Genomic DNA, 23,080 nt, shown 5'->3' with positions numbered 1-23,080 from the left:
CGCTGCAGTCTCGCGCCCTTAGGCAGGGCATCTCAGATGCGCGGATCGTCGTCGCGGGGGGCACTCAGCACGTACTGGTGGCCGAACAGCAGATCGGCCTTGATGGTGCCCACCTGGGCCAGCCAGGCGGCGGTGCCCTGGCAGAGTTCGGCGTGCTCCGGCGCGGTGTCTTCGTCGCCCCGGCAGGCCACCGTGTTGCCATCCGCGTCGCGCACCACGTGCAGGCCGGGCAGCGGGCGGATGGCCAGCCCCGGCGGGGTGGCGGTGAGCGCGAAGGGCGTTTCGGCGGACAGGCCGAGCGCCGCGACGATGCGCCCCGGCAACTGGTACAGCGGCAGGTCGCCGAGGGCGAGCGGGCGCGGGCCGCCGTCGAAGACCAGCAACGGGGTGGCGACCATGTCGACGAACATGGTGTCGGTGAATTCGCCGCGCTCGGGCGCCAGCAGTCCGGCGTCTGCGTAGGCGGCGTAGTTCGGCCCGAGGAAGGGCAGGTGGTCGCCGAACACCACGATCAGCGCCTGCGGATCGCGCGCGCGCAACTGCTTGAGGAAGTCCATCAGTTCGCGCGTCTTGTAATGCACGGTGTTGGCGTAGGCCAGCAGGCGCTCGTCGGCGTCGGGCGCGGAGATCACCGGCGGGCGGTTTTCGTTGAGCGGGTAGTCGAGGTGGCCGAAGAAGGTCAGCACGTAGTTGAATACCGGCACGCCGCTTTCCAGCAGCGGATCCAGGCGTTCGAGCACCTGGCGGTACAGCGAGGCGTCGCCCAGGTATTCGTCGTTCATGTCGTCCAGCACAAAGTCGCTCTGCGCGAGGAACAGATCGAAACCCATGCGCGGGTAGGCGTTGTGGCGGTTCCAGAAGGCCGGCACGTTGGGATGCGAGGCCATGGTGGCGTAGCCGGCCGCGCGCAGCGTGGCCGGCAGGCAGGGCACCGGGTTGCGCAGGCGGGTTTCGAAGATCACCTCGTCGTGCACCACCGGCAGGCCGCACAGTGCCTCGAATTCGGAGTTGGCGGTGTAGCCGCCGAACACCGGGGCGAGTGCGCGGCTGTTGCCGGCGGACTTCCACAGGCGGCGGAAGTCGCGCGCGAACGGATCCTGCGACCAGCGCACGCCCTTCAGTTGCGAGGGATCCCAGAAGGATTCGAGCACGATCATGTGCACGTTGCGTCCAGGGCGGCCGTCTGCCGTGGGAGTCGCGCGCGCTTCGCCGCCGCTGGCGCTGGCGGGCAGCAGCGGGTCGGGCGCGAGGAGACGGTGGGCGGCGTACACGGTTTCGGCATCGGGCGGACCTTCCTGGCGGGCGAGGTGGCGGGCGCCTTCCTGCAGCCAGTAGGCCAGCGGTCCGCGTTCGCGATAGTTGCCCGGCTGGTTCCACACGCTGTGGCCGAAGTAGCCGTCCATCAGGCTGGCCACGTGGCCGGGGGCGAGGACGAGAAGCAACGCGGGCAGGGCGAGCAGGGCCAGCGCGCCGGCCATCGGACGGCGTTCGAAACGCAGTGTGAAGGCAAGTGCGGCCAGGGTGCCGAGGCCGAGGGCAACGGCCAGCCACAGCCAGCCGCCGTCGAGAATGCGCAGCAGAGCGGGCAGGGCGGCCAGGTCGTCGGGCAGGATGGGCGCGCCGAGCACGGCGATCTTGAAGGCGTTGCCCAGATGCATCAGCAGCATCAGCGGGAGCAGCAGCAGGGCCAGCGCAAGCTGGCTGCGCACCAGGCCGCGCAGCGCGACGGCGAGCAGGATGTGCAGGCCGAGGTCGACGGCGGGCACGGCGCGGTCCAGCTCGACGCCGAACAGATGGACGGCGAGCGCTTGCAGGGCGAAGTACTGCGTGGCGACGATGATTGCCGGCCACAGCAGACGATCGAGCAGGAAGGCACGCGGCTGGTGGAGCATGGGCATCGGAGATTCGGCCTGGGGAGGCGAATGTTACCGCTACATTGCAGCCGCCGATGCATTTGGCCGAATTTTCTTGCAAAACAAACGGCCGCCCGTGGGCGGCCGTGGCGTGGCGGGTGTGGGCGGTCAGCCGTTGTGCCGGTAGGTCAGCAGGACGGTGCCGAGGCGGGTGTTGAGGCCCTGGATGGGAATGGCGATGCGCCGTTCGTCGGCATTGGCGGCGGGCTGCACGGTGACGTCGGGAACCTGCAGCAGTTCGGCGGGCAGGCTGGCGGGCAGCGGCGCGTCGATCAGGGCACGGTCGCTGGAGACGAGGATCTTGCCGTCCTGGTTGGCCAGCACGACCAGCTGGATGCGTCCGGCGCGCACCAGTTCGTTGAAGTACTGGTCGATCTGATCGAGGTTGTTGCGGATCATCTCGCCGCGCACCGCCCAGGCCAGCGCGGTGCCGAACAGCGCGTGGTCGGCGTCGCTGGCGCGCAGCAGGGCCTCCGCGGTTTCGTTCTGGATGGCGGCGCGCTCCTCGGCGACGGCCTGGCGTTCGTTTGCCAGGTTGCGCTCGACGGCGGCCACCGCGAAGCTCTTCCAGGCGAACACCAGCAGTACCAGCACCAGCAGCGCCAGGCCGGCCCACAGCGGCAGCTTGATCTCCTGCAGGCGGGCCAGCGGCGAGTGGTCGCGCGGCGGGGTGGGGGCTTGGGTGGGGCTCGGTTCGGGGGTCGAGGTTTGGTCTTCCATGGCCGTTCTCCCAGAAGGTTGATCCTGCATCGCGGGCATTCTACCCGCATCGGAAGGGCATGGCGGCATCCGCCTCAGAGCACCACGCTGCGGTCGCGTCCGGCGCGCTTGGCGGCCAGCAGGGCGTTGTCGGCGCGGGTGACGGCGAGCAGCACAGCCTCGTCGGGCTGGCGCTCGGTGATGCCCAGGCTGGCGGAAAGCGGGAAGGTGGTGCCGCCGTCGGGCGATTCGATGTGGATGGCGCCGATGGCCGTGCGGACCCGTTCGGCGGTGTGCAGGGCTTCGTCGATGCGGGTTTCCGGGAACAGGATGAGGAATTCCTCGCCGCCCCAGCGCCCGACGGTGTCGTACTGGCGGATCGCGTGGCGCAGGGCGTCGGCGACGCGGCGCAGCGCCTCGTCGCCGACGTCGTGGCCGTGGGCGTCGTTGATGCGCTTGAAGTGATCCACGTCGAGGATGGCCACGCACAGCGGCAGTTCCTTGCGGCGCGAGCGTTCGTATTCTTCCCTGAGGCGCTCCATGAGGTAGCGCCGGTTGCCCAGTTCGGTGAGCGGGTCCTTGAACGAGGCTTCGCGCAGGGCCTCGGTGAGTTCGCGCAGGTTGCTCTGGTACATGTCGGAGATGCGCGCGAGCTTTTCCAGGCGGCGCACCTGGCGGTCGAACTTGTCGGCCAGGCTGTCGGAATGCAGCCGGCTCATGCCGTGGTAGCCGTCGGAGATGCGTACCAGGCGTTCGATGCGCTCGTGCTGCTGGCGGTACAGGGCGAGCAGCTCGGCGAGCGGTGCGCGCAGCGGATCGGCGGCGTGCGCGGGGTCGGCCAGCAGGGTGTCGAGTTCACGCAGGAGAGCGTCTTCCTCGCGTGCCTGCTGGCGCTCCGCGTTCATCGCTCAGTTCCGCGCGGTGATGTTGAACGGGAAGCTGCAGTCTTCGCGGAACTCTTCGGCGAGTATTTCGACGCGCTCGTTGCGCGGATCGTAGTACCAGTCGACGGAGACGGCGCGCCCCTTGGCGTGGGCCTCTTCGAGCAGGTCGAAGATGTCCATCATGGCCTTGACCGAACTGGTGTTCATATACACCAGGCTGAGATCGAGGCGCAGCGCGCGATTACCTGAGGCGGCCAGGAAGGACTCGATCCATTCGATGGTGGCGGTGAAGAAGTCGAAGGAGTTTTCCGGGTAGGAGTCTCCGGAAATGGCCAGTACGCCAGCGTCCCAATCGGCCGAGATGGCCGGGGTGGACTGGCTGGGCGGGATATTGAAACTCGTGGTCATGGTCGGAATTGTACTTCGTCATGGATCGTCAGATGACGGCCTGCAGGCTGAAGAACGCCTTGCCGTCCGGCATCGGCATGAGCCGTGCGGCGAGCGGGCGGGAAGACTTGCGCGCGATGTCGATGAGCCCGAGGCCGGCGCCGGAACTGGCGGCCTCGTCGCGCGGGCGGCGCAGCTGTTCCTTGTAGGCGGCCTTGAGGGCAGCCTTGTCCAGCCCGGCCAACTGCCCCACGCGGGCCGTGAGCTGCTCGCCGTCGGCGGTTTCCACCACGTTGCCGGCCTGCACCACGTAGGCGCCGCCGTCGTCGCGTGCGACCAGGATGGTGGCCGAGCTTTCGGCCTCGCCGTAGCCCTGGCGCAGCGCGTAGTGGCGGATGTTCTGGGTCATCTCGATGTAGGCGCCGAACACGTCCATGGCCGCCGAGGGCTGGGCATTGTCGGCGTGCAGGTAGTTCTTCAGCGCGTTGCCGATCTCCTCGATCAGGCTGCGCGAGATCGGCCCGTTGAAGCACAACAGGATGCGGTTGCGGGTGAACAGTTCGCGCAGCCCGAAGAAATCGATGTCGTCCATGCGGGGGTCCGTTGCGGGTCAGTGGATGCGGAAGGAGAGGATGGTGATGTCGTCGCGCTGCGGGTGGGCCCCGCGATAGCGCTCCAGCGCATCGTCCAGCGCGGCGGCCTGTTCGTCCATGGGCAGGCGTGCGTGTTCGAGCAGCAGGTTCTTCAGGCGGCTGTTGCCGAAGCCGAAGCCGAGTTCGCCGCCGGCCTGGTCGAGGAAACCGTCGGTGACCAGGTAGTAGGTGGCTTCCGGCACCAGGCTCATTTCTTCCTGATGGTAGCTGCCCACGCGGCGGTCGCACAGCGCGCGGCGCGCGCCGGGCAGTTCGCCGATTTCCTTGCCGTCGCTCCAGTACAGCGAGATCTTGGCGCCGGCGAAGCGCAGGCGGCCCTTGGTGCGGTCCACGCTGACCAGGCCGGCATCCATGTTGGTGGCGATGGCGCGCGGCAGGGCGGACTGGTCGAGCATGCCGCGCAGCGTGGTGTCGGCCTGGGTGAGCACGGCGGCCGGGGCGTCGAGGCCGTGGCGGCTCATCGCGTCGTCCAGCGCGGCGCGCGCCAGCATGGTCATCAGCGCGCCGGGCACGCCATGGCCGGCGCAGTCGACCACGCCGGCAAGGTATTGCTCGCCGTCCGCGCGGAACAGGTAGAAGTCCCCGCCCACCACGTCGCGCGGGCGCCACAGCACGAAGTGGTGTTCGCCGAGCTGGCCGGTGAGCTGGTTGTCGGGCAGCAGGGCACGCTGGATCAGGCTGGCGTACTGGATGGAGTCGCCGATCTTCTTCTGCGCCTCGGCCATCGCCGCGTTGGTTTCGCTGAGCGCCTGGGTACGCGTGCGCACCTTTTCTTCCAGTTCCTCGGTGTGCGTCTTGATCTGTTTGGCCATGCGCTCGAAGGCGCGGTTGAGGTCGCCCAGTTCGTCGCGCCCCGGCGGCGGCAGGGTGACGTCGTAGTGCCCTTCGGCGAGCGCGGTGGCGGACTGGTGCAGGCCGTGCAGCGGACGCAGCAGCAGGCGGTCGACCGCGAAGGTGAAGGCGCCGAGCAGCAGGACCGCCACGGCCACCAGCGCACCCAGCGCGGCCTTCAGCCAGCCGCCCTCGATGATCTGCGCGGTGTTCAGATCCACCGCGGTGACCATGTACCAGCGCAGCGCGTCGAGGTAGGTCAGCGCGAGCAACTGGCGGCGGCCGTCGAGCACCGCTTCGAACACCTGGACCTGGCCGGGGGTGGCGGTGGCGCGCTGCATGGCGTCGGCCAGCGCGCTGCGCTCTTCCGGGGAGGACAGCAGGCTGTTCAGCGTGGCGGCCTCGGCCGCCGCGCCGGTGGCGCCGGAGCCGAGGGCGATGCGTGCGCTGTCCGGGTGGGCCTGGATGGCGCCGGCGGCGTCGATGATCATCGGCGTCACGCCGGTTTCCGAGGTACGCACGAAGGACTGGATGAAGGTGGACAGGTCCACGCCGGTGCTGGCCACGCCCAAGCGTTCGCCGCCGTCCTCGATCACCACGTTGATCCAGACCATGATCTTCTGCAGCCAGCGGTCCGGGTTGGGGTTGAGGTTCTGCGTGGCCTCGGCCCGCATGGTGGAAAAGAACCAGGCGTCGTCCGGTTTGTCCGGGTCGAGCAGGTAGCGCGGGGCTTCGCTGTAGGGCGTGGCGTCGTCGTTGTAGTAGTAGGCCAGGCCGTGGCTGCTGACGAACGAGTAGCTGCGGCCGAGGAAATCCTGGCGGAAACTCTCGGCCTCGCGGAAGGCGCGTGCATGCAGGACTTCGTTGTCCTCGTCGTGCAGCCATTCGCGCATCGCCACCGAATTGGCGAGGCGGCGGGTGAGCGCCAGTTCGCGCGCCAGCGGGCCGAGGATGCGCTCGCCGTGCAGTTCGGTGAAGTTGCGCGCGTAGGCTTCGCCGAAGTGGTCGCGAATGCGCTCGACCATCTGCAGGCCGATGAACACCGCCGGGACCAGCGCCACCAGGCAGGCGAGCAGCAGTGCGATCGTGGATTTTGCCCGGATGCCGTGACCCCAGTCCGCCATGGAACGCCGCTCGCAAGAAATGTGAGAAAGCGGTGAGCATAGCGATTCTCGCGAATGCCCGCCATCCTGCGAAAAATCGCTCGAAAGCTCAGGCCGCGATGCGCAGTTGCGGGGAGGGCGTTTCGCTGAGTGCGTGGGCGAGCATGGCGGCCACGCCTTCCATGACCCGCAGGTTGGCCGCTTCCATGGCCGCCAGGGCTTCGAGCGCCTCGGCCTTGCGGCCTTCCGCGTGCAGCGCGAGCGCGCGCCGGGCGTGTTCGTGCACGGCGCGGTGCGGCTTCTCGAGCGCGGCATAGCCGGGCAGGCGGGCGAAGCGCTCGCGGCCCTCGCCGTCGTAATACCAGCGTCCCAGGCGGCATTGCGAATCGTCCGGCAGGTCTTCCGGGCGCAGCGTGGAGATGCCCAGGAAGACCTTGTACACCTCCAGTTTCAGCATCAGTTCCTCGATGTTGGCGAGTTCCACGTTGGCCAGCAGCGAGGCGTCGCCCACCGCGTGTTCCATGCCGCCGGACAGCGCGATCAGCCGCTGCATGCTGTGCATGGCCTGTTCACTGTCGCGCGAGTGGCTCGCCGCGTCGCGCGCGCCGTGCTGCATGGTGGCGCGCGCGGCCTCGGTTTCGCCCTGGATGGCATCGACCAGGGTGCCGATCTCGGCGGTGGCCTTGGCGGTGCGTTCGGCCAGCTTGCGCACCTCGTCGGCGACCACGGCGAAGCCGCGCCCGGCGTCGCCCGCGCGCGCGGCCTCGATGGCGGCGTTGAGGGCGAGCAGGTTGGTCTGGTCGGCCACCTCGCGGATCAGCCGCACGATGCCGTCGATCTCGCTGGCCCGGCGGTGCAGGCCGTCGATGCTGCGCGAGGCCTCGTCGATGGTCTGGAACATGCCGCGCAGGTTGCCGGTGATGCGTTCGAAGCCCACGCGATTGGCGTCGGCCAGCTCGGCCGCGTCTACCGCCGACTGCTTGCCGGCGCCGAGCGTTTCCGTCAGGCCGAGAAAGGCCGTACGCACGCCGGCCAGCGATTCGCCGAAGCTGCCCAGGCTGCGGAACACGCCGTCCAGGGTGGCGCGTTCGTTGCGCAAGGCGGCAAGCTGCGCGCGCTCGGCGGCGAGTTCGGCCTCGCACGCGGCGAGACGTTCGGACAGCGCCGCGTTGTCGCGCGCCAGTCCGGCCAGGCGGTCCTCCGCCTCGGTGCGGCGGCGGGTGAATGGGAAGGGCACAGTCGATCTCCTGCGGGCGTTGCAATAGTTGAGTATTTTGCTCGGTTATAGACGAATTCCCTTGATCGATCTCAATTCCATCATCGGGCAGGGCGGACGCAGCCGCTATAATCCGGCCTCGCCCTCCACGGAATGCCGCCTTGTCCGAACGCCTGACCGTCTCCCTGCAATATCTCCTGCCCAAGCAGGCGCTCACCGTGCTTGCCGGCCGCTTCGCCGGCTGGCGGGGCGGCGCACTGACCACCGTTGCGATCCGCTGGTTCGCGCGCCGCTACGGCGTGGACCTGAACGAAGCCGCACAGCCCGATCCCGCCGCCTACGCCACCTTCAACGAATTCTTCACCCGCCCGCTGCGCGAGGGCGCCCGCCCGCTGGCCGGCAGCGCCTTCGTCTGCCCGGTGGATGGCGCGATCAGCCAGTTCGGCGCCATCGAGCGCGACCAGATCTTCCAGGCCAAGGGCCACCGCTACGGCACCGCCGCGCTGCTCGGCGGCGACGCCGGACTGGCGGCACGCTTCGACAACGGCGCGTTCGCCACCATCTACCTCAGCCCGCGTGACTATCACCGCATCCACATGCCCTGCGCGGGGCGCTTGACCCGCATGATCCATGTGCCGGGCGAGCTGTTCTCGGTCAATCCCGCCACCGCGCGCGGCGTGCCCGGGCTGTTTGCGCGCAACGAGCGCGTGGTGTGCGTGTTCGAGGGCGAGGCCGGCCCCTTCGCGCTGGTGCTGGTGGGCGCCACCATCGTCGGCAGCATGGCCACCGTCTGGCATGGCGTGGTCAACCCGCCGCGCACCGGCGCGCTGCGCGAATGGCGCTACGATCAGACGCCGGTGGAGTTGGCGCGCGGCGCCGAGATGGGCCGCTTCCTGCTCGGCTCCACCGTGGTCCTGCTGTTCCCGCGCGGCACCATCGCCTTCGACCCGTCGTGGCAGCCGGCCGCGCCGGTGCGCATGGGCGAAGCGATGGGCGAGCGCCCCGCCGCCTGAGGCAAGCGGCCGGCCGCGCGATGACCCCGGCCACCCGGCGCGCGTTGCGCCGCATCCTCGATACCCTGCACCGCCCGCTGCCGGACGGCCAGCTGCCCCTGCGTGCCGGCGGCGAAGCCATCGGCGCGCTGGCGCCGCCCTTCGCCGCGCGCGTGCTTGCAGCCGCCGGCCCCATCGAACGCGACGGCGCGGATGGCCTGCGTATCGCTTCCGGCCTGCATGGCGAGGCCCTGTCCAAAGCCTGGCGGGCGCAGCTGGAGGCGCTGCGCGCCGAAGGCTGGTTCCGCGCCTGGCGGGATGAGGACTACGACGTGCGCCTGGGCGCCGCCGACGGGCAGGCGCCCCGGCTGTGCCGCCTGGAGCGCGGCGCGTTCCGCCGCTACGGGCTGCGCAGCCGCGCCGTGCATGTGAATGCGCTGACCCCGGATGGGCGCATGTGGATCGCCCGCCGCGCCGCCAGCAAGGCCGTCGACCCCGGCCGCCTCGACAATCTGGTGGGCGGCGGCATGGCGAGCGGGGAAGCGCCCGCCGACACCCTGCTGCGCGAATGCGCCGAAGAGGCCGGCATCCCCGCCGAACTGGCCGCGCAGGCACGGCCGACCGCCACCCTGCATGCGTGCCGGATGGAGGACGACGGCATCCACGACGAGTGGCTGCACGTCTGGCGGCTCGACGTGCCGGAGTCCTTCGAGCCCCGCAACTGCGACGGCGAGGTCGCGGAATTCCACTGCGTCAGCGCCGATGAACTGGCCGGGCGCATCCTGGCCGGCGAATTCACCGAGGATGCGGCGGCGGTGGCCGTCACCTGGTTGCTCGAACGCGTGGAGTAAACGTCCGCCGGTTCGTTCCCGGCGTTCAGAGATGCCCGCGTGCCCAGGCCACGATGTCGCGCGCGTTCATCGCGCCGGACTGGCGGGCGATCTCGCGGCCGCCGGCGAACAGCACCAGGGTGGGAATGCTGCGGATGCCGTGGCGCGCGCCCAGCGCGGGTTCGGCCTCGGTGTCGATCTTGGCGGTGCGTACCCGGGGTTCGAGCAGGCGGGCGGCCTCGGCGAAGGCGGGGGCCATCATCCGGCAGGGGCCGCACCACGGCGCCCAGAAATCCACCAGCAGGGGCAGATCGTTGCGGGTCAGATGCGCGGCGCTGTTCGTGCTGGTGAGCGCGAACGGCTCGCCGATGAACAGCGGGCGGCGGCAGGCGCCGCAGTTCGGTGCGTCGGCGAGCCGTTCGGCGGGTACACGATTGACCGCGTCGCAATGCGGGCAGACGACATGGGGGGGCGGCGGAGGTCATGGCGGGGCGTCCTGCGCGGGGGAATGGACGGCAGATCGGGTGCGATGCGGCGAATTCAAGGTGTCCGGCAAGGTGTAACAGCCCGGGTGTTTTGCGTGATGGACATGTTCTTCGGGTGCGGACGGCGCGATAATATCAAGCGTGCATGGAGCACGCCTGGGTGAAAACGATGTGGCATGCGCGTGAAACCCGGAACATGGCTGGTGCGTCACGTCCTGGAGGTGGCGCGTCGATCACCGGTCTTCCTGCCGGTGTCCGGCTGCTGGGGCATTTTCGTCCCTACGTGGCCTTGCTGACCGCGTTGTGGGTGCTGCTGGCAGCGCCCTTCCTGATGCTCGGCGTGCTGGACTGGCGGCGCATCGCCGACGATACCGCTGCGCTGGCCAAGGAGCGCGGGCAGGCGCTGTTCGGGCTGATCGAGCTGACGCGCGAATGGAATGCCCGCCACGGCGGGGTATACGTGCCGGTGGATGAGGCGTCGCCGCCCAACCCCTATCTGATCCATGCGCGCCGCGACCTCGTCACCGCCGACGGCCAGCCGCTCACTCTGGTCAATCCGGCCTACATGACGCGCCAACTGGCGGATCTGGCCGCCGAGCATTCCGGCGTGCAGCTGCGCATCACCGGGCTGAAGCCGCTGCGCCCGGGCAACATGGCCGATCCCTGGGAGGCCGCTGCGCTCGGCCGCTTCCGGCGCGGGGAAGAGGACGAGCGCATCGACTTCTTCGCCAACCATCCGGTGGCCGGCGCGCAGCGCCCGGTATATCGCTACATGGCGCCGCTGCACATCACCAGGGTGTGCCTGGACTGCCACATGGCGCAGGGGTACGGATTGGGCGACATTCCCGGCGGCATCTCGATCAGCATGCCGGCCGAGGGGCTGCTGGCGTATCGCGACAAGCGCCGCATGGAGTCGGCCCTGACCCTGCTGGGCGGCTATCTGCTCACCGGCGGGCTGCTGCATGTGCTGATGGCCCGCCTGCGCCGGCACACGCTCGCGCTGGAGGAACTCAGCGCCCGGCAGGAGGCGGTGATCGTCGAACGCACGCGCGAGCTCAAGCTGCTCAACGAGGATCTGCGCCGCAAGGCGCATCACGACCCGCTCACCCTGCTGCCCAACCGCCTGCTGTTCAACGACCGGCTGGAGTCCGCGCTGAACCGGGCGGGCCGCTACCAGCGCAGTTTCGCGCTGATGCTGGTGGATCTGGACCGCTTCAAGGAGGTCAATGACGCCTTCGGCCATGCCACCGGCGACGAACTGCTGGTGGATGTGGCACGCCGCCTGGAAAGCTGCGTGCGCGTGTCCGACACCGTGGCACGCCTGGGTGGCGACGAGTTCGCCGTGCTGCTCGTCGAGGCGGACGAGGGCGTCGAGGTGGAGGCCGGCAAGGTGGCCCGGCGGGTGGCCGAGCTGCTCTCCGAGCCGTATCTGCTGACGCCGGGCATGATGCGGGTGTCCGCTTCGGTCGGGGTCGCGCTGTTTCCAGCCGATGGCGAGGGCAGCGAAGATCTGTTGCGCCATGCCGATCTGGCGCTGTACTCGGTGAAGCTGTCCGGGCGCAACGGCTGGCGGCGCTATTCGACGGACATGACCGCGCCACGCGCGGGCTGAGCGAAACCCGGCCGGCGGTTCAGCCCGCACGCCAGCTCAGCCGGGGCCAGCCCAGTTCGTGCGCCACCTCGGTCAGGTGCGCGTCGCCGTTGACCACCACGGGATGGCTGACCGCACGCAGCAGCGGCAGGTCGTTGGCCGAATCACTGTAGAAATGACGCTCGCGCGGCGCCGTGCCGGGGTGGGCGGCGGCCAGCCAGTGCTCCACGCAATCGATCTTGCCGGCGCCGAAGCATAGCGGACCGGGGACGTGTCCGGTGAAGCGGCCGTCGCGCTGCTCGCCGCGCGGGCAGATCACCGGCAGGTCCAGCAGGCCGCCGATGGCGTCGGCGAGGAAGCCGTGGGTGGCGGTGACGATGGCCAGGCGGTGGCCGAGGCGACGGTGCGCTTCCACCGCCGCGCGCGCGGCCACCGGGATGCGTGGGGCCACCACGTCGGTGAGGAAGCGCGCGCGGAGCGCTTCCCATTCGGCCAGCGGCCGGTCGTCCAGCAGGCGCAGATGGAAGGCGAGGTAATCGGCGATGTCGAGCCGGCACGCGGCGTAGCGCTCCATGTGGTCCGCCTGGCGGGCGAGGATGGCCGGTGGCAGGTGGGCGCCTTCCACCAGGTATTCCAGCCACAGGCAGTTGGAATCCCCGTCGAGCAGGGTGTGGTCGAGATCGAACAGGGCGAGCGGCATGGTCGTGCGGGCAAGCGGACGGGAGGCGGGCCAGGGATTGTTCATATGAACAGCTTCGCTGCGCGATGTTGCGCGTCGATGACGTTCATTTGAACGGCCGGTGAAGGCGGTGGGCCACCCGTGCCGTCATCCGTGTTCCGGGGAAATTGATGCACCACAAGGCGGATGACGGCGTGCTTGGGCGACAGTTCCGCCGCGAAGCGGGTTTGTCCGGCGTGCGTGCACAGGGCCGGGGACTCTCGACGTGATCCGGGGCGGAGAGCTCCGGGGCGGGCGGCGCCTGGTCACGCGGGAACCGCAGCGCCCGGCACCGTACCCGGCGCCGGCCTCGAACAACAAGTTTCCGGCCGCGTCGGCGGCCGGGGAGATATCCATGCGTACTTTCTTCCTTCCCGCGGTCGGGCTGATGGACCGCCTGAGCTATCGCGCCAAGTTCATGCTGCTCGGCAGCGCGCTGACCCTGGTGCTGCTGGTACCGCTGTACACCCTGTTCGTCAATCTCGATCACGACATCCAGATGGCGGAACAGGAACTGGCCGGCCTGCAGATGCTCAAGCCGCTCAATCGCGCCACGCAGTTGATCCAGCAGCACCGCGGCCTGTCCGCCGGCGTGCTCAACGGCAACGAGGCGATGCGCGAGCGCCGCGCGGCCATCGAGAAGGATGCTGCCGCCGCGCTCGACGGCACCGAGGCGGCGTTGAGCCCGACGCTGCGTGGCAGCGAGGGGTGGCGGGCAATCCGCGCGGATTGGGCGGAGATTTCTTCACAAGGCCTGAGCTGGCCGCCGGCCGAGAACCTCCAGCGGCACAGCGGCCTGGTCGCAAGGATTCTGGCGTTCATGACCGATCTGGCCGACGAGGCGCAACTGACCGCGGCAGGGGAACTGCGGGCGTACTACTTCATGGACACCCTGGTGGAGAAGATGCCGGTGATGATGGAGTCGCTGGGCATTCTGCGCGCCAGCGGCACCGGCATCCTCAGCGCGCAGGAAATCGACCTCGAGGCGCGCCGCCGCCTGACCGCGCTGCTGGACCGCCTGGAACACACCCTGGACCAGCAAAACATCAGCATGGAAAAACTGATGCATCTGGCGCCCGAGATGCGCGGTGCGCTGGACGCGCCGATGCGCGAATTCTCCGAGGCGGCCAGCCGCATCTTCGCCGTGGTCCGCGACGACATCCTGCCGGAACGCTTCGCAACGCTGCCGGCGGAGTACTACGCGCTGACCACCGGCACCATCGATACCGGCTACCGGGCGATGTTCGAAACGCTCCTCCCGCAGTTCGAGACGCAGCTCAACGCCAACAAGGAACAGGCCCGCAAGGCGCTGCTGGGGCAATTCGCGCTATGCGGCGTGGTGGTGGTGCTGGTGGCCTACCTGGGCATCGGCACCTATTACGGGGTGCTGGGCGCGGTGCGGGTGATTTCGGACGGCGCCCGCCGCATGGCGAGCGGGGACATGACGGTACGTTTCGCTACTGCCGGGCACGACGAACTGCACGCCGCCGGCCGCGACCTCAACCACATGGCCGTCTCGATCCGCGAACTGCTGGTGCGCATCCAGGGCAGCGCGGCGGAACTGCGCGGCTCCGCCGGCACACTGGCCACCTCCAGCCACCAGATCGCCGACAGCGCCGCGTCGCAGAGCGATTCCGCATCGAACATGGCGGCGGCGGTGGAGCAGATGACCGTGGGAGTCGACCACATCGCCAAGAGCGCGCAGGACGCCGAATCCTGCTCGCGCGAATCCGGCAGCGTGGCCGAACACGGCGGCCGGATCGTCGGCCATGTGGTGAGTGAAATCAGCGAGATCGCCGATACGGTGAATCGCTCCTCCAGCCTCATCGAGGCGCTCGGCCGGCAGTCGGACGAGATCTCCGCCATCGTCGGCACCATCAAGGAGATCGCCGACCAGACCAATCTGCTCGCCCTCAACGCGGCCATCGAGGCGGCCCGCGCCGGGGAATCGGGCCGTGGCTTCGCCGTGGTCGCCGACGAGGTCCGCAAGCTCGCCGAGCGCACCACCAAATCCACCCAGGAGATTGCCGAGATGATCCGTGCCGTGCAGGAGGGCACGCTGACCGCCGTGGACAGCATGAAGCACGGCGTCGACTGCGTTGCCAGCGGCGTGGAGGAGGCCCGCTGCGCGGGCGAGACCATCCGGCAGGTACAGGAACACTCGGGCCGCGTGATGGCCTCGGTGGTCGACATCACCAGCGCACTGCGCGAACAGGCCGCGGCCAGCACGGAAATCGCCCGCAACGTCGAGCACATCGCGCAGATGGCGGAGGAGAACAACGCCGCTGCCAGCAGCAATGCGCAGACCGCAGACGCCTTGCTGCAACTGGCGGAGACGCTGAGCGGAGAAGTGGGGCGCTTCCGGACCTGAACCGTCGCCGGCGCGGACGGCATTGCCCGCGCTGCGCCCGCACAAGCGAAAGGCCCGCCGGACCAGAAGTCCGGCGGGCCTTTCTTGATGTTCTGGCGGAGAGGGCGGGATTCGAACCCGCGTCAGGGTATTACCCTGAACACGCTTTCCAGGCGTGCGACTTAAACCACTCATCCACCTCTCCGTGGAAGCCCGCCATTATAGCCATAAGGCCCGGGCGGTGGAAGAGGGGCCGGGGCGGTGTTCAGGCGTCCTCGGTCTGCCAGGCCTGGGTGCGCAGCGCGTAACTGGCCAGGATGCCGAGCGCGGCCATGGCGGCACCGGCCGCTCCGTGTCCCGTGGCGACCAGCAGGCCGGCGCCGGCGCCGCACAGGGTGGGCAGATGAGAGAGCATGCGTTCCATGGCGGGATACCTTACAACAGGTGTGTTTAAATACAGCTGTAAGAGTAGACAGTATTGTTGCGGAGTGCAAGCACCGGGTCGTGGTGTGACGTCCTTCACGGGCGAAAGCGGTACTGCTGCATGTTGAAATCGTCATAAACCGTGCCCCGGGGAAGGGGCGTGACGGGTTTAACATCGGCCCTCCGGGACGTCGGCTAAGGTGTGCCCCATCCAGGTCGTCGAGCAGGCCGTCGCGGGCTTTCCGCGGGCCGGAGGGAAGGGGCATGTTGAAGGCCTTCAGCCATTATTTTCCGTTGCACACGCTGTTCCAGATCCTCACGGACGCAATCCTGCTGTCGTTCGCCGTGGTGCTGGCGATTGCCTTCCAGGTCGACGCGGCCATGGCCGACTGGAAGGTGGTGGTGCCCTCGGCGATCGTCTTCGCGCTGGTGATGATCCTGCTCAACGGCGTACTCGGCCTGTACCGCCCGGCGGTGGACGGTTCGCGCTGGAATCCGGTGCTGCGTCTGGCGCTCGGCGTGGTGGTCAGCGTGCCGGCGGCGCTGCTGGTGTTCCTGCTGCTGCCGCTGCGCTACTTCTCGTCCGAACTCCTGCAGCTCACCCTGCTGGCCCTGCTGGGCGGCGTGCTGGCGCTGCGCAGCGCGCTCAACCAGCGCCAGGAGCGCGCCCTGTTCGCCCACCGCGCGCTGGTGGTCGGCGGCGGCGCGGAGGCGCTGGCGGTGGAGAACGCCTTGCGCCATCCGGCCAACGGGGGCGCGGAACTGGTCGGCTTCTATCTGCCCAACACCGATTCGCCGCCGGCACTGGCCGCTGAAAAGAAGGTGTTCCAGGGCGGCAGCCTGCTCGACGTGGTGCGCGAGCAGCGCGTGGGCCAGGTCATCGTCGCCGTGCGCGAGCGCCGTGGCGGCGCCCTGTCGCTGCGCGAACTGCTCGACTGCAAACTGCGCGGGGTGAAGGTATACGACCTCAACGACTTCTTCGAACAGGTGGTCGGCCAGGTACGCCTGGATTCCTTGAAGGCGAGCTGGCTGATCTATGGCGACGGCTTCCGCCAGGGGCGTGCCCGGGTGCTGGTCAAGCGCGTTTCCGACCTGGTGTCCGCCTGCGTCCTGCTGCTGCTCGCCTTGCCGGTGATGCTGGTCACCATGCTGGCGATCCTGATCGAGGATGGTGCGCCGGTGTTCTACCGCCAGGAGCGCGTGGGGCAGGGCGGCCGGGTGTTCAAGGTGATCAAGTTCCGCAGCATGCGCCGCGATGCCGAGCGCGATGGCCAGCCGCGCTGGGCGAGCGCCAACGACGACCGCACGACGCGCGTCGGCAGGTTGATCCGCAAGCTGCGCATCGACGAGTTGCCCCAGCTGTTCAACGTGCTGTGCGGGCAGATGAGCCTGGTGGGGCCGCGCCCCGAACGGCCTTTCTTCGTCGACGGGCTGACCCGCGACATTCCGTTCTATGCCGTGCGCCACAGCGTCAAGCCAGGGCTCACCGGCTGGGCGCAGGTGCGCTACCAGTACGGCGCCTCGGTGGATGACGCGGTCAACAAGCTGCAGTACGACCTGTACTACGTGAAGAACCACACCCTGCTGCTCGACACGCTGATCCTCATGGAAACCGTGCGGGTGGTGCTGACCGGCGAGGGGGCGCACTGAGGCGCCCGGCCGGTGGAGCGGGGCGCCGTTGAGCGCGCCCGCACTCCGGACAATCACGATGTACGCCGAATTTTCCACCGTCGCGCTCTGGGGGTACGGCCTCGCCGCCGTGGTCCATGCGCTGTTCGCCCTGTACTTGCTGGGCGGCTGGCGCAGCGGGCTGGCGGCGCGCATGCTGCTGTTCGCGGTGGTCGCCAGTCTGCTGTGGGCAGCCGGCACGGCGCTGTTCGTCTGGGCGCCGGGGGCTGCGCCGGCGCGTCTGGGCGGCTTGCTGGAGGTGCTGCGGGTGGCGTGCTGGTACGCCTTCCTGCTGGTGCTGCTGCGTTCGCCCGGTACGCCGCCGCTGCGCTGGATGCTGGTGGCCTGCGCCGCGGTGGTCGGCGCCATGCTCGCCGCGGTGCTGTTGCCGGCCGGCGGCAAGTTCCTGCTCGGCAGCTTCCTCGCCGCCGCGGTGCTCGGCCTGATGCTGGTGGAGCAGCTGTTCCGCGCCCTGCCGGGCGAGTCGCGCTGGGGCTTCAAGCCGTTGTGCCTGGGGCTGGCGGCGGGCTGGATGTTCGAGCTGTACTTCTTTGCCGACGGCTTCCTGTTCGCCCGCCTGGATGGCGACGTATGGGCGGTGCGCGGGCTGGTGCATGCCATGGTGGTGCCGCTGGTGGCGATGTCGGCGGCGCGCAATCCGGTGTGGACTTCGCGCATCGCGGTGTCGCGCGAGGTGGTCTTCCATTCCACCGCCCTGGTGGTCGCCGGCGCCTATCTGCTGGTGATCGCCGCCGCCGGCTATTACGTGCGCTACCTGGGCGGCGACTGGGGGCGGGCACTACAGGTGGCGCTGCTGTTTGCCGGCCTGCTGCTGCTCGGGCTGTTCATCGGTTCCGGCGCCAGCCGCGCGCGTTTGCGCGTGCTGCTCGACAAGCACCTGTTCCCCTACCGTTACGACTACCGCAACGAATGGCTGCGCTTCACCCAGGCGCTGTCCTCGGCCGACGATGCGCTGGATCTCGGCCAGTCGGTCATCAAGGCGCTCTCCGACCTGGTGGAAAGTCCGGGCGGTGGCCTGTGGCTGCGCACCCCGGACGGGCGCTACGTGCAGCACGCACGCCTCAATACGCCGCCGTGCCCTGCGGCGGAACCGGCCGAAGGCGCGCTGTGCGCTTTCCTGGCGGCACGCGAGTGGGTGGTGAATCTGGAGGAATTCCGCATGCGCCGCTCCCACTACGGCAGCCTGGAACTGCCGGACTGGCTGCTGCGCCTGGACAGCGCCTGGCTGGTGATTCCGCTGAAATCCGGCGGACGGCTGGTGGGCTTCGTGGTGCTCAACGCGCCGCGCGCGCCCTTCGAGATCGACTGGGAGGTGCTCGACCTGCTGAAGACCGCGCAGCGCCAGGCGGCCAGCTATCTGGCGCGCATGCAGGTCACCGAGGCGCTGATCGAGGCGCGCAAGTTCGATGCCTTCAACCGCATGTCGGCCTTCGTGGTGCACGACCTGAAGAACCTGGTCGCGCAGCTCTCGCTGATGCTCAAGAACGCCGAGCGCCACCGCGACAATCCGGAATTCCAGCGCGACATGCTGGAAACTGTGGCGCACGTGGAAACCCGCATGCGCGCGCTGATGGCGCAGTTGCAGGAGAAAAGCCCGATCGAGGCGCCGCGCCAGCTGGACCTGATGGCCGTGGCCGAGCGCATCGCCTTCGCCCGGCGCGGCGCGCGTCCGGCGCCGGTGGTGGAAAGCGCTGCCGAGGCGGCCGCCGGATTGCCGGTCAGCGCCCATGCCGAACGCCTGGAGCGCGTGCTCGGCCACCTTGTGCAAAATGCCCTGGACGCCACACCGGAGGCTGGTAACGTGCGCCTGACGGTGCGCGACTGCGGCGACGGCTTCGTCGCCTTCGAGGTCGAGGACAGCGGTTGCGGCATGCCGGCCGAATTCATCCGCGAACGCCTCGCGCGGCCGTTCCAGACCACCAAGGAGGGCGGCATGGGCCTGGGGGTGTACGAAGCCAGCCAGTACATCCGCGAACTGGGCGGCAGCCTGCGCTACCACAGCGAGGAAGGGCGGGGCACGCGCGCCGAGGTGCGCCTGCCGCGCTGCGTCCGCCCGGCCGATGCCGATCCCGCCGAACGGGCCGCTGCGCCGGCCTCCGCCGCCGAACCCCTGCGAGCCTGAAACCCATGTCCGACAAACGCCGTACCCTGCTCATCGTCGAGGACGATCCCGCGCTGCAGAAGCAGATGCGCTGGGCCTTCGACGCCTTCGACAGCGTGGTGGCCGCCGACCGCGAGGAAGCCATCGCGCAACTGCGCCGCTTCGAGCCCGCGGTGGTCACCATGGATCTCGGCCTGCCGCCCGAGCCCGACGACGTCGGCGAGGGCTTCCGCCTGCTCGGCGAGATGCTCGCGCTAGCGCCGGACACCAAGGTGATCGTGCTCACCGGCCAGCACGACCGCGAAAACGCCGTGCGCGCGGTGGGCATGGGCGCCTACGATTTCTTCGCCAAACCCTTCGAACCCGAACTGCTCGCGCTGACCATCGAGCGCGCCTTCCGCCTGCACGACCTGCAGAGCGAGAACCAGCGCCTGCAGGCTGCTTCCGGCAGCGCGCTGGACGGGCTGATCACCCGTGATCCGGCCATGCTCAAGGTCTGCCGCACCGTCGAAAAAGTGGCCACCGCCGGGGTCACCGTGGCCCTGCTGGGCGAGAGCGGCACCGGCAAGGAAGTGCTCGCGCGCGGCCTGCACGCGCTGTCGCCGCGCGCCGCCGGGCGCTTCGTGGCGATCAACTGCGCGGCGATTCCGGAGAACCTGCTGGAAAGCGAACTGTTCGGCCACGAGAAGGGCGCGTTCACCGGTGCGGTCAAGCAGACCCCCGGCAAGATCGAACTGGCCCACAAGGGCACGCTGTTCCTCGACGAGATCGGCGATCTGCCGATGGCCCTGCAGGCCAAGCTGCTGCGCTTCCTGCAGGAGCGCGTGATCGAGCGCGTCGGCGGGCGCGAGGGCATCGCCGTGGACGTGCGCGTGGTGTGCGCCACCCACCGCGACCTCAAGGCGCGCATCGCCGAGGGGCTGTTCCGCGAGGATCTGTACTACCGCCTGGCGGAAATCATCATCGACATTCCCGCGCTGCGCGAGCGCGAGGGCGACGCCAGCCTGATCGCCCACGCCTTCACCCGGCGCTTCGCGCGCGAGAACGGGCGCGGCGCCATGCAGCTCACCGACGACGCGCTGGACGCCATCGCCGCGCACGGCTGGCCGGGCAACGTGCGCGAGCTGGAAAACTGCCTGAAGCGCGCGGTGATCATGGCCGACGGCAACCGCATCAGCGCGGAGGATCTCGGCCTGGAAAGCGCGGAGCTCGATCCGGGCTTCTTCAACCTGCGCCAGGTGCGCGACGAGGCCGAGCGCCAGGCCGTGGTGCGCGTGCTCGCGCGCACCAACGGCAACATTGCGCGCGCCGCCGAGGTGCTCGGCATCAGCCGCCCCTCGCTGTATGACCTGTTGAACCGCTTCGGCCTCAAGAAGGAGTCCTGACCGTGTCTTTCTCCATGAGCGCGCCGCGCTCCTTTTCCCCTTCCGGCCGCCGGCATCCGGCCGCCACCCTGCTGGGCATGCTGCTCGCCGGCGCGCTGCTCGCCGGCTGCGGCGATTCGCCCGACAAGCTCGTCGATTCCGCGCGCACCTACATCGAGCGCCAGGATCTGCAGGCCGCTTCCATCCAGCTCAAGAACGCCCTGCAGCAGGACGGCGCGCTCGCCGAAGCGCGCTTCCTGCTCGGCCAGGTCAATTTCGGCCTGGGCGACATGAGCGGTGCCGCGCGCGAACTGCAGCGCGCCGAAGAGCTGGGCTACCCTGCCGAACGCATCGCCCCGCTGCTGTCTACCGCCCTGGTGCGCACCGGGGAGTTCGACCGCGTCATCGACCGGTATGCTGCCACCCGGTTCGCCGAGCCGTCCGCGCAGGCCCGTGTGTCCGGCGCGCTGGGCACCGCCTACCTGGGCAAGGCCCGCCTGCCCGAGGCGCGCGCGGCCTACGAGGTGGCCCTGGCCGCCGCATCCGACGATACCGAGGCGCGCCTCGGTTTGGCGCGCACCCGGCTGTTCTCCGACGACCTCGACGGCGCCCGGCGCGAAGTCGATGCGGTGATCGCGCAGACGCCCGACAACGCCGATGCCCATGCCCTGCGCGCGCAAATCCAGATCGCCGCCGGCCAGCAGGACGACGCCCTGAAGGCGCTGGCCGAAGCCGTGCGCGTGCGTCCGGACGCTGTCGCCTACCGTTACGAACTGGTCGGCCTGCTGCTCGGCAGCGGGCGCGAGGACGAGGCCCGCGCGCAGATCGAGGCGCTGCGCGCGCACAGCCCGGACAGCCCGGCCACCCGCTTCCTGCTCGCCCTGATGGCCCACCGCGACGGGCAGGAGACCGCCGCCCGCGAAGACGTGCAGCGCGCCCTGCGCGACGCGCCGGACTTTCTGCCCGCCCATCTGCTCGCCGGCAGCGTGCTGTTCCGCCTCGGCGACCATCAGCAGGCGCAGACCCATCTTGCCCGCGTGCTCGACCGCCTGCCCGGCCACCGCGTGGCGCGCCAGCAGCTCGCGCTCTCGCAGATCGCCGCCGGACAGGGCGGCCGCGCGCTGGAAACGCTGAAACCGCTGATCGACGCCGCGCCCGAAGATGCGCGCAGCCTCACGGTGATCGGCCAGGCGCTGCTCGCCGCCGGCGATTTCGAACGCGCGGCGGAATACTTCGAGCGGGCCGCCAAGGCCGCGCCGGACAGCCCCGGCGCGCGCCTGCGTCTGGGCGTGGCGCGCGTGGGCACCGGCGATCTCAGTGAAGGACTGGCCGATCTGGAAGTGGCCGCGTCCATGGACGGCGCCGGCATTCAGGCCGATACCGCGCTGGTGCTCGCCCGCCTGCGCGCCAACGACCAGGCGGGCGCGTTGAAGGCGGCGGATGCGCTGGTGGCGCGCCATCCGGACAATGCCGAGGCGCACAACCTGCGCGGCGGCGTGCACATGGCCCGGCGCGACTGGCCGGCCGCGCGCGCGGATTTCGGCAAGGCGCTGGAACTGCGCCCGGACCTGCTCGCCGCGGTCATCAACCTGGCCCGCGTGGATATCGCCGAACAGCGCCTGGAAGGCCTGGAAGCGCGCTTCGATGCGTTCCACCAGGCGCATCCGGCCAACGTCGACGCCTACGTCGCCCATGCCGACCTGAAGACCGCCGCCGGCGCTCCGCCGGCCGAAGTGCTCGCCGTGCTCGAACGCGGCCTGGGCGCCGTGCCGGGCGCGCAGCCCATCCGCCTCGCCATGGTGCGCGAACTGCTGCGTGCCGGCGACGCACGCCGTGCGCTGGCGGCCGCGCAGGAAGCCGCCGCGGCCAATCCCAACAACCCGAGTGCCGTCGAGGCACTGGCGCGCGCCCAACTGGCGGTCGGCGAGCACCAGCAGGCGATCAGCAGCTACGGCCGCCTGGCCGGTCTGCTGCCGGCCTCCCCGGCGCCGCTGATCGAGCAGGCCGGCGCGCAACTGAGCATGCGCGACCTGGCCGGCGCGGAGCAGAGCCTGCGCCGTGCCATCGCCGTGCAGCCGGATGCGCCGCTGGCGCGCGCGCGCCTGGCCGCCGTGCTTGCCGACCAGCAGCGCTTCGACGACGCGCTGGCGCTGGCGCGCGAGATGCAGGGCCGCGCGGCGCTGGTCACGCTGGGCAATGAAATCGAAGGCGAGGTGCACATGCGGCGCGGCGAATGGGAGGCTGCGCTGGCCGCCTTCCGCAAGGCCGCCGGGCAGGCGCCGCGCGCCGAACTGATCGCCAAGCAGCATGCCGCCCTGAGCCGCGCCGGGCGTGGCGCCGAGGCCAACCGGCTGGCCGCCGAGTGGCTGCGCGCGCAGCCGCGCGACACCGTGCTGCGCGTCTATCTGGCCGAACAGGCGCTGAACGCGGAACGGCTGGACGAGGCCGCGCAGCGTTATCGCGAGGTGCTGGCCATTACCCCGGAAAACGCCTTGGTGCTCAACAACCTGGCCTGGGTGGCCGGCCGGCGCGGAGAAAAGGAGGCCGTGGCGCTGGCCGAGCGCGCGCTGGAACTGTCGCCCGGCAATCCGGTGGTGCTCGATACCCTGGGCATGCTGCAGATCGAGCGCGGCCAGGCCGAGCAGGGGTTGGCCAACCTGAACCGCGCGGTGTCGCTGGCGCCCGCGCTGCCGCAGCTGCGCTTGAATCTTGCCAAGGCTTACCTGAAACTCGAACGCCGCAGCGATGCCGTGGGCACGCTCGATGCGCTGCTCGGCCAGTTGCCCGCCGATTCGCCGGTGCACCGCGAGGCCGCCGCGCTGCGCGCCACGCTGTAGGTCTGTCGCCATTC

The 23,080-nt window shown here is 69.7% G+C and carries 17 protein-coding genes, 1 tRNA gene and 1 pseudogene; 8 read left to right on the top strand and 11 right to left on the bottom strand.

What is annotated here, in order from left to right; all coding sequences use genetic code 11:
* Window positions 1-32: 32 nt before the first annotated feature.
* From E6C76_RS08135 to E6C76_RS08105, 7 genes are all read right to left on the bottom strand, one after another.
* Window positions 33-1,898 carry an LTA synthase family protein gene (locus E6C76_RS08135; protein ID WP_136347745.1) on the bottom strand — a complete coding sequence of 622 codons (1,866 nt, stop codon included), beginning with the start codon at window positions 1,896-1,898 and terminating at the stop codon, window positions 33-35.
* Between the two features lie 123 nt (window positions 1,899-2,021).
* Entirely contained in the window at window positions 2,022-2,633 is a 612-nt protein-coding gene (locus E6C76_RS08130; RefSeq protein WP_136347744.1) for a hypothetical protein, read from the bottom strand.
* A 74-nt stretch (window positions 2,634-2,707) separates the two neighbouring features.
* Window positions 2,708-3,517, bottom strand: a complete 810-nt coding sequence (gene siaD / locus E6C76_RS08125; protein WP_136347743.1) for a biofilm regulation diguanylate cyclase SiaD — start codon at window positions 3,515-3,517, stop codon at window positions 2,708-2,710.
* A 3-nt stretch (window positions 3,518-3,520) separates the two neighbouring features.
* Window positions 3,521-3,904 (bottom strand): biofilm regulation phosphoprotein SiaC, encoded by a 384-nt coding sequence (siaC, locus tag E6C76_RS08120; RefSeq protein WP_136347742.1) that lies wholly within the window; start codon window positions 3,902-3,904, stop codon window positions 3,521-3,523.
* A gap of 28 nt (window positions 3,905-3,932) precedes the next feature.
* Complete coding sequence (siaB, locus tag E6C76_RS08115) at window positions 3,933-4,475, bottom strand: biofilm regulation protein kinase SiaB (protein ID WP_136347741.1); 543 nt, start codon at window positions 4,473-4,475, stop codon at window positions 3,933-3,935.
* Between the two features lie 18 nt (window positions 4,476-4,493).
* On the bottom strand, window positions 4,494-6,491 hold the full coding sequence (siaA, locus tag E6C76_RS08110) for a biofilm regulation protein phosphatase SiaA (RefSeq protein ID WP_136347740.1): 1,998 nt from the start codon (window positions 6,489-6,491) through the stop codon (window positions 4,494-4,496).
* Between the two features lie 88 nt (window positions 6,492-6,579).
* Window positions 6,580-7,707 (bottom strand): methyl-accepting chemotaxis protein, encoded by a 1,128-nt coding sequence (locus tag E6C76_RS08105; RefSeq protein WP_136347739.1) that lies wholly within the window; start codon window positions 7,705-7,707, stop codon window positions 6,580-6,582.
* Between the two features lie 140 nt (window positions 7,708-7,847).
* Between E6C76_RS08105 and asd the strand changes: the two genes are divergently transcribed.
* Both asd and E6C76_RS08095 read left to right on the top strand, forming a co-directional pair.
* Window positions 7,848-8,699: an archaetidylserine decarboxylase gene (gene asd, locus E6C76_RS08100; protein WP_136347738.1), complete on the top strand. Its 852-nt coding sequence runs from the start codon at window positions 7,848-7,850 to the stop codon at window positions 8,697-8,699.
* A gap of 20 nt (window positions 8,700-8,719) precedes the next feature.
* The gene (locus tag E6C76_RS08095) at window positions 8,720-9,529 is read left to right on the top strand and encodes an NUDIX hydrolase (protein ID WP_136347737.1); all 810 of its coding nucleotides are present in this window, start codon (window positions 8,720-8,722) and stop codon (window positions 9,527-9,529) included.
* A gap of 25 nt (window positions 9,530-9,554) precedes the next feature.
* Here E6C76_RS08095 and trxC read toward each other — a convergent pair.
* Window positions 9,555-9,974: pseudogene (gene trxC / locus E6C76_RS08090) on the bottom strand (thioredoxin TrxC); the annotation flags it as partial.
* A gap of 215 nt (window positions 9,975-10,189) precedes the next feature.
* Between trxC and E6C76_RS08085 the strand changes: the two are divergent.
* Entirely contained in the window at window positions 10,190-11,605 is a 1,416-nt protein-coding gene (locus tag E6C76_RS08085; protein WP_168734285.1) for a diguanylate cyclase domain-containing protein, read from the top strand.
* Between the two features lie 19 nt (window positions 11,606-11,624).
* On the opposite strand, the gene E6C76_RS08080 is transcribed toward E6C76_RS08085, so the two are convergent.
* Window positions 11,625-12,329 carry an HAD family hydrolase gene (locus tag E6C76_RS08080; RefSeq protein ID WP_136347735.1) on the bottom strand — a complete coding sequence of 235 codons (705 nt, stop codon included), beginning with the start codon at window positions 12,327-12,329 and terminating at the stop codon, window positions 11,625-11,627.
* 328 nt (window positions 12,330-12,657) lie between these two features.
* Between E6C76_RS08080 and E6C76_RS08075 the strand changes: the two genes are divergently transcribed.
* The gene (locus tag E6C76_RS08075) at window positions 12,658-14,673 is read left to right on the top strand and encodes a methyl-accepting chemotaxis protein (RefSeq protein WP_136347734.1); all 2,016 of its coding nucleotides are present in this window, start codon (window positions 12,658-12,660) and stop codon (window positions 14,671-14,673) included.
* 93 nt (window positions 14,674-14,766) lie between these two features.
* Here E6C76_RS08075 and E6C76_RS08070 read toward each other — a convergent pair.
* Both E6C76_RS08070 and E6C76_RS22040 read right to left on the bottom strand, forming a co-directional pair.
* Window positions 14,767-14,857, bottom strand: a tRNA-Ser gene (locus E6C76_RS08070).
* Between the two features lie 60 nt (window positions 14,858-14,917).
* Window positions 14,918-15,076 (bottom strand): hypothetical protein, encoded by a 159-nt coding sequence (locus E6C76_RS22040; RefSeq protein WP_168734284.1) that lies wholly within the window; start codon window positions 15,074-15,076, stop codon window positions 14,918-14,920.
* Window positions 15,077-15,339: 263 nt separating this feature from the next.
* Here E6C76_RS22040 and E6C76_RS08065 point away from each other — a divergent pair, with 263 nt between their 5' ends.
* Genes E6C76_RS08065 through prsT form a run of 4 tightly spaced genes read left to right on the top strand, consistent with a single transcriptional unit; the run spans window position 15,340 to window position 23,066 of the window.
* Window positions 15,340-16,725 (top strand): TIGR03013 family XrtA/PEP-CTERM system glycosyltransferase, encoded by a 1,386-nt coding sequence (locus tag E6C76_RS08065; protein ID WP_136347733.1) that lies wholly within the window; start codon window positions 15,340-15,342, stop codon window positions 16,723-16,725.
* Window positions 16,726-16,783: 58 nt separating this feature from the next.
* Window positions 16,784-18,886: an XrtA/PEP-CTERM system histidine kinase PrsK gene (gene prsK / locus E6C76_RS08060; RefSeq protein ID WP_136347732.1), complete on the top strand. Its 2,103-nt coding sequence runs from the start codon at window positions 16,784-16,786 to the stop codon at window positions 18,884-18,886.
* 5 nt (window positions 18,887-18,891) lie between these two features.
* The gene (gene prsR, locus E6C76_RS08055) at window positions 18,892-20,250 is read left to right on the top strand and encodes a PEP-CTERM-box response regulator transcription factor (RefSeq protein ID WP_136347731.1); all 1,359 of its coding nucleotides are present in this window, start codon (window positions 18,892-18,894) and stop codon (window positions 20,248-20,250) included.
* 2 nt (window positions 20,251-20,252) lie between these two features.
* Window positions 20,253-23,066 carry an XrtA/PEP-CTERM system TPR-repeat protein PrsT gene (prsT, locus tag E6C76_RS08050; RefSeq protein WP_136347730.1) on the top strand — a complete coding sequence of 938 codons (2,814 nt, stop codon included), beginning with the start codon at window positions 20,253-20,255 and terminating at the stop codon, window positions 23,064-23,066.
* Window positions 23,067-23,080: the final 14 nt, after the last annotated feature.

It is taken from the genome of Pseudothauera nasutitermitis (assembly GCF_004801295.1).
In the GTDB taxonomy this organism is placed as follows: domain Bacteria; phylum Pseudomonadota; class Gammaproteobacteria; order Burkholderiales; family Rhodocyclaceae; genus Pseudothauera; species Pseudothauera nasutitermitis.
The sequence above is the reverse complement of the archived record's forward strand: the minus strand, read 5'-3'. Positions and strand labels throughout refer to the sequence as shown.